Origin of the sequence: Paenibacillus xylanilyticus (assembly GCF_009664365.1) — a bacterium.
GTDB lineage: Bacteria > Bacillota > Bacilli > Paenibacillales > Paenibacillaceae > Paenibacillus > Paenibacillus xylanilyticus_A.
In genome coordinates, this window is the sequence record NZ_CP044310.1 from 4346589 (window position 1) to 4358740 (window position 12152).

A 12152-nucleotide genomic window follows, 5' to 3' on the forward strand; every position below is an offset into this window, starting at 1 on the left:
AAAAGAACAGGAATCATAATTTACGGCTTCATACTCCAGATTGCGAGCTTTTTCGCGAGCAAGACAAATGAATTGAACCATTATTATGTATCCGTTATGTCAAATGTAATCACCGTGCAAAAAGCACATTAACATTATTACACCGATCTGAATCTTACGAAACAGCCGCAGGGCCGTTTCATTTACTTTTTAGACTAATGATCTCTGCGCATTAAATAATCTGCTATCTCCATCAATCGCGATGAATCTGACAACTCCGCTCTGCTAAGGGCCTCTTTTGCAGATTGGGTCAAGGACTTCACCTGTTTTTGAGACGCTTCCATGCCTATGAAAAATGGATAAGTTACCTTTTGCTGATTGACATCGCTTTGGGTTTTCTTGCCCATTTTTTGCTCATCCCCAGTCAGATCAAGGATATCGTCCTGAATCTGAAAAGCAAGACCAAGATCACGCCCGAATACACGCAGTGCATCAAGTTGTCCTTCAGTTGCGCCACCAATACGAGCGCCAGCCAGCAAGGAGAACACGATCAAATCACCGGTTTTATGCAAATGGATATACTGCAGTTGTTCCAGATCCGTCATCCCTTGCTCACCTTCCATATCAGCCACTTGCCCACCAACCATGCCGCGGGCGCCAGCCAGTTCGGAAAGCTCCTCCACAATAGAAAGCAAGGCTTCTGCCGGCACACCGTTCTTGCGGCCTGCTTGCACTACACTATAGAAAGCATGAGTCAACAAAGCATCTCCTGCAAGAATAGCCGTGGCTTCACCATACACCTTGTGATTCGTTAATTTTCCCCGACGATAGTCATCATTATCCATTGCAGGCAGGTCATCGTGGATAAGAGAATACGTGTGTACCATTTCCACGGCGCAGGCTACCGGCAGCGCAGCTGCACGCTGTGCTCCGAGGGCTTCCGCCGCAGCGACGACCAGAAGAGGACGGAGGCGCTTGCCTCCAGCCATAAGTGAATACTGCATCGCATCACGCAGAGACTGAGGTACATCCCAGTGAACTGGGAGAATCTCTTTTAAAGCTTCCGTAACCTCATCTGTTGTCTGTTGGAGATACTGTTCAAAGGAAGGACGACTACTCATTGCCTTCACCGCTCTCAACTTCCGAAGCTCCGAACGGCTTCTTCCGAAGTTCCCCATCTTCTTCTACGATCATTTCAATCTTGCGTTCCACTTGTTCCAACTTGATTCCGCATAACTGGGAAAGTTTCATTCCTCGCTGAAACAGATCAATGGCCTGTTCTAATGGAACATCCCCATGCTCCAGCTGAGCTACGATATCTTCAAGTGCCGCCATTGCCTCTTCAAAATTCAGTTCCGGTTCATTCGCCATGGATGTTGTCATCCTCCTTCATTCCCCAAACCTGACAGTCCAGCTGTCCGTCTGTTAATTTAATCTTAATTGAATCTCCAGGCTGCACTTCCTTCAACGATTTGATCAGTCTTTGCTCCTGTTCGTCATACACCAGACTATATCCGCGAGACATGACTTTTAGCGGGCTTAGAGCATCGAGGTGGCGCACGGAAGATTTCCATTGCTGCTGCTTCGATCTGACGATAGACCTCATCGCAAGTTCAAGCTGACGCCGTGCTGCGGCATTTTCCCGTTGAGCCGCATTCACCTGTTCACGTGGATTGAACCGCTGCAGAGCAGCACGAAGACGCTCTTGTTTCTCCGCGGTCCATTTCATCCGTGTATCCACTGTCCTTAACAGCCGCTGATGCAGCATGTCCAATCGTTCTGTATGCTGCATCAATGTCCGTCTTGGGTGAACAAGTACCGGCGAACGCTGTAATCTGGCAAGTCGTTCACGGTTATGTGCAGCCCGTTGACGCAGACTATGCTGCAGCTGACGCTGTCTTAGCGCAATCTGGTCAAGCAGCTCTGCACGATTTGGCACAGCCAGTTCAGCAGCCGCTGTTGGCGTCGCAGCCCGCAGGTCTGCAGCAAAGTCTGCAATGGTAAAATCGGTTTCGTGTCCGACTGCAGAGATCACAGGAATATCTGAATCAACTATGGCTCTGGCAACCATCTCTTCATTAAAAGCCCACAGCTCCTCCAGTGATCCCCCGCCCCGGCCTACAATCAGCACGTCCGCTTCACCAAGGAGATTCAGGTTTCGAATGGCTTTTACGATTGAAGGTGCTGCGCCTTTTCCCTGAACCAGAACAGGATATAGAAGCACTTTCGCAGAAGGGTATCTGCGCTGCAATGTAATCATGATATCCCGTACCGCTGCTCCTGTAGGAGACGTAACTACACCGATCGTTTTGGGATAACGCGGAATAGCACGTTTCTTGGCCGAAGAGAAAAGCCCCTCATCCTCGAGCTTCTTTTTCAATTGCTCATAAGCCAGATAGAGACTTCCGATTCCGTCAGGCTGCATCTGGGTAGCGTAAAATTGATATTGACCGTCCCGCTCATAAACCGATACATTACCACGAGCAATAACCCTTGCACCCTCCTTTGGCACAAAGGGCAATCGCTGATTATGGGACGCGAACATGATAGCCTTAATACGGCTGTCTTTATCCTTCAATGTAAAATACATATGGCCGCTAGAGTGATGTGTGAAGTTGGATATCTCCCCGCGCAGCCAGACGTCCGACAGGACCTGATCGGATTCCAGTTTCATTCGGATGTACCGATTCAGGTCTTTGATGGAGTAGATCTGTCGATCTGCCACAGACGTACCTAGGCCAATCCGTGAGCGCGTTTGGCAGCGATCAGTGTATTTTGCATCAGCATGGTGATCGTCATTGGACCAACGCCACCCGGAACTGGAGTAATCGGACCGGAAACTTCCTTCACACTTTCAAAATCCACGTCTCCAGCCAATTTACCATTGTCCAAACGGTTCATACCCACATCGATGACTACAGCACCCGGTTTCACATAATCGGCATCCACGAAGTTTGCACGACCGATTGCTACGACCAATATGTCGGCTTGACGTGTAATTTCTTTCATGTTTGCCGTACGTGAATGACACATTGTTACGGTTGCATTCTCACGTTGAAGCAGCAAAGATACCGGTTTGCCCACAATATTGCTGCGTCCGATCACAACAGCATGCTTACCCGACATTTCCAATCCAGTCCGCTTGATCAGTTCAATCACTCCGGCAGGTGTACATGGCAGCAAACTGTCATCGCCGATCACAAGGTTACCCACATTGACCGGATGGAAACCATCCACATCTTTTTCAACCGCTATTGCATCAATAACAGCCTTTTCCTCAATATGCTTCGGTAATGGGAGTTGAACAAGAATCCCGTTAATGGAGCTCTGATTGTTCAGCTTGTCCACCAGAGCCAGCAAGTCCTCTTGGGACGTACCTGCATCGAGACGATGTACTTCAGAGTAAAAACCGAGATCGTGACAAGCTTTTTCCTTATTTCGCACATAGACTTGGGATGCCGGATCTTCCCCGACGAGCACAACAGCCAGACCAGGCACAACCCCCTGTTCGCTAAGCTGCTTTACTTCTTCAGTTATGCCTGCGCGGATCTCCTGGGACACTTCTTTACCGTTAATAATAGATGCTGTCATTGTACTCTCTCTCCCTTATGTGAACATTTAATAAGTAACTCGCTATTTTAGGACAATTTCGCTTTGATCGTGTCAACTTCCTGGATCATGCGTCCAAGCACACCGTTAACGAACTTCCCCGATTCTTCTGTGCCAAAATGCTTGGACAGCTCAATCGCTTCGTTAACCGATACTTTCGCCGGAACATCATCACGAAATACCATTTCATAAGCAGCCAGCCGCAAGATCTGACGGTCTACCCGAGACAGACGGCTAATTTGCCAGCCCTTGAGATAATCCACCAGCAATCCGTCGATCGCTTCCTTCTGATTCCATGCTCCTTGAACAATTTCCGTTACATAACTGCGCATGACATCTGCATCGTGAATAACGACTTCCGTTTCATTTTCCTCGGCCGCTTCGTTAATCAGCATATTTACAGCTTCAGCTGCACCCACTTCATTCATTTCCATCTGATACAGACTTTGTACCGCAATTTCCCTTGCCAAACGTCTTTTCATGTCCTGCCTCCTGCAGCGCTCATCCGAGCGTCATCATGCTTATTTTAAAATAAAAGAACCATCCACGCATCATGTTTGTGATGCGAAATGAAGTGGCCTTTACGATATGGTTATTGTTATCCCTTTTCACAAAAAAACCTGCAGTACGTTTCCTCCAAAAAACGGGCATATTAAACTAAGCTCTTTTCGGAAGAAACATATTGCAGGGTTCAGGTGGCTCACTTAAACGGACGCCAGCGCTCTCCAAGCCATTGTCCCCATTCCCTCCAGGGAATGAACAAGCCCAGCTTCGAATCGCTTCGTCTGCCTAATGTATAACCGATGAACACCAAAAGTGCAAAGAACAACATATCCCAAAACCCGGTAAACAAATAAAGAAATCCAAAAAAGATGCCGCCCACAATTCCGGTTATCCGGCCTCTGTGACTATCCCAAATCTCTCTCCACAGCATCAGTGAAACTCACCTCATTCCACTCGACTCTTGTAGTTAGGCGACTGGGTAACATTGGCAACATACACGGTTACATTCGAAACCGGGATCCCCGTAATCTCGTGTACATGATCATGTATGGCCTTCTGCAAATCCGAACTCAGGGTTGGAATTGGCGTCTCGCCATCGACCACTGCACGGATCATAATCTCCAATCCCGACTCAACCACACGAATACGTGCCTTAACATCGCGTACTCCCCGGAAGCGGGAAGTGGCTTTCAGGCAGAGATTTTCAATGGTCTCCATTGAGATCTGCACATCACCGTATTCCGTACGCTGATCTACAGATGGCAACGAAGCCCGCCCACGCCGTACCGAGATGTAAAAAAAGCGCAAACTCAGGATAAACAAGATCGCCGCTGCAACAACGGCTGCAACAATGACGTTCTGTTCCTGCTGGTAATTCAATTCGTAAGGCAGTACTCCACTAATGAGTAGAATGACAACTGCCGATATTGCTCCAACGCTTATGCTGTATATAAACAACAGAAGCCGATCCAGTATTTTCGCCACGAACTGCACAGCCTCCCTTGCTCACTAACATTGCTGTAACCTGAACATATGCATATCGTGTCAACACCTTCTATCCATATGTCCCAATGGAAGATGCAGACATGTCCAAGACGGGATAACCCCCGGCAGTCATGCCGGGGGAATCAGTCTTCTTTTATTTTACACGCTGACTGTTCAGGTCAATCTCTTCCACTTTTTCAGTGCTTTTGAACTGAACGTCATGAATGTGCACATTGACTTCGTTCACATTCAATCCAGTCATATTCTCAATGGAGCGTTTAACATTTTGTTGGATTTCAGTAGCTACTTGGGGAAGACGATAACCATACTCGATGATAACCGATACATCCACTGCAGCCTCGCGTTGGCCCACTTCCACTTTAACGCCCTTGGAGAGGTTTTTGCGACCAAGCAATTCAGCAAATCCGCCAGCGAAACCACCGCTCATGCCCGCTACTCCTTTAACTTCTACCGTAGCCAGCCCAGCGATTACTTCAATGACTTCAGGTGCGATCTGGATTTCACCGATATCCGTTCGTTCAAATTCTGTCGGTAGTGTACTCATAACTGTTCAACACACCTTTCGCGTAATAAGTTTGCGGCCATCCGTCAGGGCGCTGTCCTACAGGCTTGATGGCTTTGGACACCCTGCCGGTCCGGGCTATTCCGGAACCCCTGCAAGCAAACTTCACCACGAAACGTGTAGGCTTATCCCTTGCAGGAGACATGCGCTCTTATTATTACATACTATATCATTTGGGCTAGATTATGACAAACAAGCCCAATATGCTTGTTAAATCTCGTTTTCCTCGAGGAATTTAATATCAAAATCGCCCCGAATGAACGTTGGATGTTCCAGCAATTTCTGATGGAAAGGAATCGTCGTAGAGATGCCTTCAATGGCAAACTCAGCGAGCGCACGTTTCATCTTGGCAATCGCCTCTTCCCTGTTCGCACCCCACACAATCAATTTAGCGATCATGGAGTCGTAAAACGGAGAAATCGTGTAGCCCGGATAAGCTGCGCTATCCACGCGGACACCTGGACCACCTGGTGCAAGATAAAAACCAATTTTACCTGGTGAAGGCATAAAATTGCGATCCGGATCTTCAGCATTGATACGGCATTCGATCGACCATCCGTTGATGACAACATCTTCCTGACGGAATGAGAGCGGGTTGCCTTCAGCTACCGAGATCATTTCGCGAATCAGATCCACACCTGTCACCATTTCGGTAACGGGGTGTTCCACTTGAATACGCGTATTCATTTCCATGAAATAGAATTCACCGTTAGGACTGAGCAAAAACTCAAGGGTTCCTGCACCGGAGTAATCCACAGCCAGTGCTGCACGAACTGCAGCCTCACCCATCCGTGTACGTACTTCCTCATTCAGCACTGGACAAGGTGCTTCTTCCACCAGCTTCTGACGACGGCGTTGAACAGAACAATCACGCTCGCCAAGGTGTACTGCGTTCCCATGCTTGTCGGCAATGATCTGAATCTCGACGTGTTTCATGCCTGTCAGGAATTTCTCCAGGTACACCCCGCCGTTGCCAAAAGCCTTTTGCGCTTCCTGCTGAGCAGCCGTAATCTGTTTGATCAGGGCTTCTTCATCTTCCGCGATACGAATACCCTTACCTCCGCCACCTGCAGTAGCTTTGATAATAACAGGGTAGCCGATATCCCGGCCAAGCATAATCGCTTCTTCCATGCTTTCGACAAGACCATCGGATCCCGGAATAACAGGAACGCCCGCGTCTTTCATCGTTTGCTTGGCGACAGCTTTGTCACCCATCTTGGTTATGGCTTCAGGGGAAGGACCGATAAAGGTGATGTTGCAGGAATCACAAATTTCCGCAAAATCAGCGTTCTCCGCAAGGAATCCATAACCAGGGTGTATTGCGTCACATTCCGTTAACGTCGCCACACTCATCAGATTGGTGAAATTCAGATAGCTGTCTTTGGACAACGTAGGTCCAATACAATAGGCTTCGTCTGCAAGACGTACATGCAGCGAGTCCTTGTCCGCTTCCGAATAAACCGCAACTGTCGAAATACCGAGCTCACGACAGGCACGAATAATGCGTACCGCGATCTCTCCACGGTTCGCAATCAGTATTTTTTGAAATTTCATTTCGTTATTGTCCTCCTTCGAAGCTCAAGCGGTTGCCGCTCTCCGGCGATTTACCGTTATTCCGGTTTAACCAGGAACAGGGGCTGTCCATACTCGACCAGCTGTCCGTTCTCAACCAGCACTTCAACGATTTCTCCCTTGATGTCGGCATCAAGCTCGTTCATCAGCTTCATCGCTTCAATGATACATACTGTTGTTTTATCAACAACCTTATCACCAACGCTTACAAAAGGACCCGCTTCCGGTGAGGAAGCTCTGTAAAAAGTACCCACCATCGGGGATACAATTTTATGTAAATGGCTTGTAGTATCCACTTGCGGAGCAGCTTCTGTTACGACTGCAGCAGGTTGTTGTGCCTGCGGTGCAGCAATGACTTGCGGTTGAACTGCAGCTGCCTGAACGTATTCGGTTTTACCCGGTTTGCGGATCGACAGACGTGATCCTTCATTTTCAATTTCCAACTCCTGAACGGAACTTTCATCTACCAGTTTGATCAGTTCTTTGATCTCACTCAATTTAAACATTTCCATTATTCACTCCTTCGGCATCATGCCAGTCTCACTAGGACGGTCATATGGCTTTATGTATTATATCATAATCGTTAAAAATGGAAAGAGCCCGAGACTCTAACAAGCTCCCGGGGCACTTCTCCATCGATCGGATTACTGTTCTGTCACGTATTGCACGCTGATTCTGTTTTGCGTAACCGCGAGCTCTTTCATGACCAGGTCCACGATAGAAACGGCTTGCTTAACGTCCAGTTTATCGCTAAGCACGACTACTTTATACTTGTCGGCATCTTCTTGTACGATCGCATTGGCGAACTGTTGGGACAGCGTTTCTTCAATGCCGTTAATTTTGGCTTCTTTTTCCTCCAATGCACGGAGCTCTTCGGTCGCTTTCGCATTTTCCTCAGGTGTTTTGCTCAGATCGCCAGCAATGGTCATAAGTTCCTCATACTTGCGGTTGTTGCTCTCTTCACGCTGCCATTGATAATTTTGGAACTGACTGCTTGCGGATGCCGCCGTATTTTGTTCTTCCATCTCCTTCAGTACTTCTTCATCCGTTTTGGTTGCACTTCCCTCTGTCTGACTGCTCGCATCAGGTGTAGCGGTCGTTCCTTTATCTGCTTCTTCATTCGATTCAGCCTTGTTCTCACCTGACTCTGCTGCTGGAGTTTGCTCTGTTTCAGCAGCCTGCTGTCCTTCAGCAGCCGCAGGATTATCCGTTTCTTCGGAAGCTGGCTGGCCTGCAGGATCAGAACCGGTTACTTCGCCTTCGTTCACAACTTCATTGACAACCAAACCTTCTGTAGGATCAAGAATGCCCGCTGTCTCTTTGACTTCCCCCTGATTGATACCATCCACTTGCTGGCTCTCCGCCACTGGGGCATTAACTGGACCAGAGTCCTCTGTGAACAGATAATATGCGGACAAAATGACCATCAGACTCAGCATAGAAACGAGCCATACCGTTTGGCGTTTGTTATTCATTAGAACTTCCTCCTCAAATTAGCTTGATTCGCATAATAACTGGGCCATTCCACTTGGATTGCACTTGACTAGTCCTGCTTACGAGGCACGACCGATATTCGGTATGCAGCGACGTTCAGTCCTTTTTCCACGGCATCGGTTATCAAATCCTTCACGACCTTGTTTTCGGCGCCTTTGGCAACGACGAGCACCCCCCTGATCTGTGGTTTGAGCTTTTTCGTAACAATCGGTGTCTGATCCCCTGAAATTTCATAAGTAATGATCTCGCCATCGCGGGTATATTGGGTCATGTGCCTCTTGCCTCCGTTTGCATCCGTCTCCTCGGTCAGCTGCTGCGAATCTTTTACGTTTCGTTGTACGACCAATTCCTCGGTTGAGTCGACAGTGACCATGACATCCACCGTTCCTACACCAACGATGTTTTCAAGTACACCCTTGATCTTGTCTTCAAATGCGAATTCTATGGCCTGAAACGGATTTTGGTCTGCCGGATCAGTGGGTAAAGACGCCATCGATGCTACCGGATCCGGGGGTTCTCGTCCGATGTTCTCGGGATCAATCTTTTTCACATTGACGAAGGAGTTAAACAGCATAATTCCTACTCCGATCAGGCCCAGAATGATGAGCCATCGGAACGTCTGGCTTCGTCTGGCTCCGCCTTCGCCTCCACCGAGCAGGCCTTCAATCTTTTTAAGCCATTGCTTCATCGGATACCCTCCTTTTTTTACAACGCCTGAGCGCTTTTCTGTTCCTTCACCTGTACGTTGGTGGCATCAATATCCCACTTTTCGGTGAGCAGTGTAATAATTTGCACAGCTCGCTCGGAGCGGGACGTCCCCTGTTCTTCTTGATCATGGCCTCCCGAAGCTCCATTCACAGGTTCGGATACGGTCCCATGGGGTTCATCAACATTCTCTTTGCCCACCTCAATCTGTACTTCAGGCACCTGTACCTGTCCAATCTCGATTGGCTTCGGAGATGAAGCTGGTTCAGAAGAATCCCCAGCTTGTTCAGCTCCAAACACCGGACTGGAGTTTACCGCTGCACCTTGCTGTTCAGCATCATTCCGCTTACTGCTCCCTGGAGGGGACATTTGCACGACGACACTTTTAATCACGGGCAGATCCCCTGCGGAAGAAGCATCTGTATCGGCCTGGCGCTTGGACATGACCAACTGGACTTCAACCGATTGCACCCGTTCTTCCGTCGTTTCCTCGATCTGCCCTTTCATCACACTCGCGAGTTCCCGTGCCGTCCACTGCAAGGATTGTTCCTGCTCATTCGATTGCAGCTGCCTGCCTTGAGCCAAGATTTGTTCCAGTGTGACATTCCCATCCGATGGTGATTCCATGGCTGTCATGGCCCGCTTCAGTTCACCAACCGGATCACTCCGCAGCAGCTTGGTAATGGGAGACAGGAGCGTCAGGAGGATAAGGAGGCTCAGCACGAGCTTGACGTAACGCTCCATGGAGCGGTTGGGTAACAGCATATCCACGAATGTTGCCAGCAGTACGATCATGATCAATTCCCGGAGCCAAGTGCTCAGCCACCCCATCCTTCCAGCTCCTTTCCCGAAATCACCTGCTCATCTCATCATGATTGTCAGGTTACCCGCAGTAAGCAGTATCGTAATGGCCAGAAAAAACATCAATCCCACGGCAGCCAGAGCTGCGAAGACATAGATCATCGATTTCCCTATGGCTTGCAGGCAACCAACGATCGGCGTATCTCCTAGCGGCTGCATGATAGCGCCCGTTATGTTGTAGATAAGGGCAAGTGTCAATATTTTCAGCGCAGGAAACGCACATAAAAACAGGATGATGATGACACCCGTTAGGCCAATGGCATTTTTGACCAGCATGGAAGCCGTGATAACCGTGTCTGTTGCATCTGCAAATGTTCTTCCCACAATGGGGACAAAATTGCCTGCAATATACTTGGCGGCTTTGAGGCTTACGCCATCTGCAACGGAGCTTGAAGCCCCCTGTACTGAGATCACCCCGAGAAACATCGTCAGCAGAATACCGAGTAATGCAATGCTGATATTGCGAAGCAGATCGGCCAGTTGAGTCAGCTTGTATTTGTCTGATATTGAACTGACAAGGTGCAGTACAGCCGAGAAAAATAATAGCGGAAATACCACGATGTGAATCAGCGTGCTGACCAGATGTATCATGAAAATGATCAGCGGATGCGTAACAGATACGGTAATGATGTTTCCCATGGAAGCCAGTAGGGTGAACAGTAAAGGCACCATAGCCATCATAAAGTTGACCATACCTTCAATGGCTTCCTTGGCATATCCAATGGCTACGCTGAAGCTGTTAATTGCAATAACGATGATGACCATGTAACAGATGGAGTAGGCGATTTTACTTATGTTGTTTTTCTCAAAAGCGGTCTGCAGTGTTTCCAAAATCATGCTCAGCACACTCAGCATCACAATGGTGACGAGCAGTTTGCCGTTATATAAAATCTCATGCAGCATGAAGGTGCCAATGGCCACAAACACGGATTTCAGACTGAATCCCTCATTGCCGGGAATAAGCATATCCATGAAAGAAGGAGTCTTCCCATCGGGAAAAAAGCCACCATATTGCTGCATGAGCTGATCCCAATATTTCTCCACCTGATCCTTGGGAAGCTGATCGGCCTGCTGCTGCATCCATTCATCCGTGGGTGAGCTTGAGCCTGCTGCAACCTGTCCCATTATGGCAAACAGAAAACACAGTACCAGAACGATTGTAAGGCGCCATCGCTGCTTGTCTTGCATCATGTTCATTTGCTGTATGCACGCCTCCTTCTAGACCGGCATCAGCTTCATGACGGTTTCAATAATAATGCTGATGATCGGAATAGCGAGTACGAGGATCAATACCTTACCGGCAAGTTCAATCTTGGAAGCGATGCTCTCCTGCCCTGCATCTCTTACAATCTGAGCACCGAATTCGGCAATGTATGCTATACCAATAATTTTCAACACCGTTTTCAGATATATATTTTCCATGCCTGAATTTTCGGCCAGCCGCTTGAGCACCTCAATCACAGCGCCAATCTTGCCAATGAGCAGCATGAAAATCACAATGCTCGTCGCAGCCGCAATCAGAAAGGCAAACATCGGCTTCTGTTCCTTAACGATGAGAATAAGAACTGTTGCTATCAGGGCTAGACCCACGACTTGGATAATTTCCACAGGTCACCACCATCCCGGCTTCATGACCGTTTTCATTGAAACAGAAAGATCGATTTGATCTCTTGCAGCAGGCTGTCCAGCATGCGAACAACCATAAACAATACAACGACAAATCCGATCACGGTCACCCAGTGCGCCATATCTTCCTTTCCCATTTGTTTCAGCACCGTATGAATCATCGCAATGATGATTCCGATGCCCGCAATTTGGAAAATTGCGTTCACTTCTAGATTCATGACCTTGGCACCTCACT

Annotated in this window: 16 protein-coding genes; all 16 read right to left on the bottom strand. The window is 48.3% G+C overall.

Annotation, left to right across the window (positions count from 1 at the left end; translation table 11 throughout):
- Positions 1–194 precede the first annotated feature (194 nt).
- The 16 genes from F4V51_RS19300 to spoIIIAC all read right to left on the bottom strand — a co-directional run bounded on the left by F4V51_RS19300 (position 195) and on the right by spoIIIAC (position 12135).
- Entirely contained in the window at positions 195–1100 is a 906-nt protein-coding gene (locus F4V51_RS19300) for a polyprenyl synthetase family protein (RefSeq protein ID WP_153980778.1), read from the bottom strand.
- A complete protein-coding gene (gene xseB, locus F4V51_RS19305) occupies positions 1093–1350 on the bottom strand; it encodes an exodeoxyribonuclease VII small subunit (RefSeq protein WP_095290439.1) in 258 nt (85 codons plus the stop codon). The genes F4V51_RS19300 and xseB overlap by 8 nt, the downstream gene beginning before the upstream one ends.
- Positions 1340–2704 carry an exodeoxyribonuclease VII large subunit gene (gene xseA / locus F4V51_RS19310; protein WP_153979282.1) on the bottom strand — a complete coding sequence of 455 codons (1365 nt, stop codon included), beginning with the start codon at positions 2702–2704 and terminating at the stop codon, positions 1340–1342. The genes xseB and xseA overlap by 11 nt, the downstream gene beginning before the upstream one ends.
- 8 nt (positions 2705–2712) lie before the next feature.
- On the bottom strand, positions 2713–3570 hold the full coding sequence (gene folD / locus F4V51_RS19315; protein ID WP_095359278.1) for a bifunctional methylenetetrahydrofolate dehydrogenase/methenyltetrahydrofolate cyclohydrolase FolD: 858 nt from the start codon (positions 3568–3570) through the stop codon (positions 2713–2715).
- A 47-nt stretch (positions 3571–3617) separates the two neighbouring features.
- On the bottom strand, positions 3618–4070 hold the full coding sequence (gene nusB / locus F4V51_RS19320; RefSeq protein ID WP_153979283.1) for a transcription antitermination factor NusB: 453 nt from the start codon (positions 4068–4070) through the stop codon (positions 3618–3620).
- 218 nt (positions 4071–4288) lie between these two features.
- Complete coding sequence (locus F4V51_RS19325) at positions 4289–4522, bottom strand: DUF2273 domain-containing protein (protein WP_095290432.1); 234 nt, start codon at positions 4520–4522, stop codon at positions 4289–4291.
- A 14-nt stretch (positions 4523–4536) separates the two neighbouring features.
- Positions 4537–5076: an alkaline shock response membrane anchor protein AmaP gene (amaP, locus tag F4V51_RS19330; RefSeq protein ID WP_095290430.1), complete on the bottom strand. Its 540-nt coding sequence runs from the start codon at positions 5074–5076 to the stop codon at positions 4537–4539.
- A gap of 154 nt (positions 5077–5230) precedes the next feature.
- Positions 5231–5641 carry an Asp23/Gls24 family envelope stress response protein gene (locus F4V51_RS19335; protein WP_024630996.1) on the bottom strand — a complete coding sequence of 137 codons (411 nt, stop codon included), beginning with the start codon at positions 5639–5641 and terminating at the stop codon, positions 5231–5233.
- 228 nt (positions 5642–5869) lie between these two features.
- Positions 5870–7213 (bottom strand): acetyl-CoA carboxylase biotin carboxylase subunit, encoded by a 1344-nt coding sequence (gene accC, locus F4V51_RS19340; protein ID WP_095359280.1) that lies wholly within the window; start codon positions 7211–7213, stop codon positions 5870–5872.
- Positions 7214–7269: 56 nt separating this feature from the next.
- On the bottom strand, positions 7270–7737 hold the full coding sequence (accB, locus tag F4V51_RS19345) for an acetyl-CoA carboxylase biotin carboxyl carrier protein (RefSeq protein ID WP_095359390.1): 468 nt from the start codon (positions 7735–7737) through the stop codon (positions 7270–7272).
- Positions 7738–7875: 138 nt separating this feature from the next.
- Positions 7876–8706 (bottom strand): SpoIIIAH-like family protein, encoded by an 831-nt coding sequence (locus F4V51_RS19350; RefSeq protein ID WP_153979284.1) that lies wholly within the window; start codon positions 8704–8706, stop codon positions 7876–7878.
- Between the two features lie 68 nt (positions 8707–8774).
- Entirely contained in the window at positions 8775–9413 is a 639-nt protein-coding gene (spoIIIAG, locus tag F4V51_RS19355; protein WP_153979285.1) for a stage III sporulation protein AG, read from the bottom strand.
- A gap of 17 nt (positions 9414–9430) precedes the next feature.
- Positions 9431–10261 (bottom strand): stage III sporulation protein AF, encoded by an 831-nt coding sequence (gene spoIIIAF / locus F4V51_RS19360; RefSeq protein WP_153979286.1) that lies wholly within the window; start codon positions 10259–10261, stop codon positions 9431–9433.
- Between the two features lie 30 nt (positions 10262–10291).
- Positions 10292–11488 carry a stage III sporulation protein AE gene (gene spoIIIAE / locus F4V51_RS19365; RefSeq protein ID WP_193724124.1) on the bottom strand — a complete coding sequence of 399 codons (1197 nt, stop codon included), beginning with the start codon at positions 11486–11488 and terminating at the stop codon, positions 10292–10294.
- Positions 11489–11509: 21 nt separating this feature from the next.
- Entirely contained in the window at positions 11510–11899 is a 390-nt protein-coding gene (gene spoIIIAD, locus F4V51_RS19370; protein WP_153979287.1) for a stage III sporulation protein AD, read from the bottom strand.
- 32 nt (positions 11900–11931) lie between these two features.
- Positions 11932–12135, bottom strand: a complete 204-nt coding sequence (spoIIIAC, locus tag F4V51_RS19375) for a stage III sporulation protein AC (RefSeq protein WP_017687585.1) — start codon at positions 12133–12135, stop codon at positions 11932–11934.
- Positions 12136–12152 lie beyond the last annotated feature (17 nt).

Bases quoted from the DNA above. Each gene is read 5' to 3' on its own strand.
- accC (WP_095359280.1), bottom strand. From the start codon at position 7,213: ATGAAATTTCAAAAAATACTGATTGCGAACCGTGGAGAGATCGCGGTA.
- F4V51_RS19325 (WP_095290432.1), bottom strand. From the start codon at position 4,522: ATGCTGTGGAGAGAGATTTGGGATAGTCACAGAGGCCGGATAACCGGA.
- F4V51_RS19335 (WP_024630996.1), bottom strand. From the start codon at position 5,641: ATGAGTACACTACCGACAGAATTTGAACGAACGGATATCGGTGAAATC.
- folD (WP_095359278.1), bottom strand. From the start codon at position 3,570: ATGACAGCATCTATTATTAACGGTAAAGAAGTGTCCCAGGAGATCCGC.
- spoIIIAE (WP_193724124.1), bottom strand. From the start codon at position 11,488: ATGAACATGATGCAAGACAAGCAGCGATGGCGCCTTACAATCGTTCTG.
- accB (WP_095359390.1), bottom strand. From the start codon at position 7,737: ATGTTTAAATTGAGTGAGATCAAAGAACTGATCAAACTGGTAGATGAA.
- F4V51_RS19300 (WP_153980778.1), bottom strand. From the start codon at position 1,100: ATGAGTAGTCGTCCTTCCTTTGAACAGTATCTCCAACAGACAACAGAT.
- spoIIIAC (WP_017687585.1), bottom strand. From the start codon at position 12,135: ATGAATCTAGAAGTGAACGCAATTTTCCAAATTGCGGGCATCGGAATC.
- nusB (WP_153979283.1), bottom strand. From the start codon at position 4,070: ATGAAAAGACGTTTGGCAAGGGAAATTGCGGTACAAAGTCTGTATCAG.
- xseB (WP_095290439.1), bottom strand. From the start codon at position 1,350: ATGGCGAATGAACCGGAACTGAATTTTGAAGAGGCAATGGCGGCACTT.
- spoIIIAG (WP_153979285.1), bottom strand. From the start codon at position 9,413: ATGAAGCAATGGCTTAAAAAGATTGAAGGCCTGCTCGGTGGAGGCGAA.
- spoIIIAF (WP_153979286.1), bottom strand. From the start codon at position 10,261: ATGGGGTGGCTGAGCACTTGGCTCCGGGAATTGATCATGATCGTACTG.
- F4V51_RS19350 (WP_153979284.1), bottom strand. From the start codon at position 8,706: ATGAATAACAAACGCCAAACGGTATGGCTCGTTTCTATGCTGAGTCTG.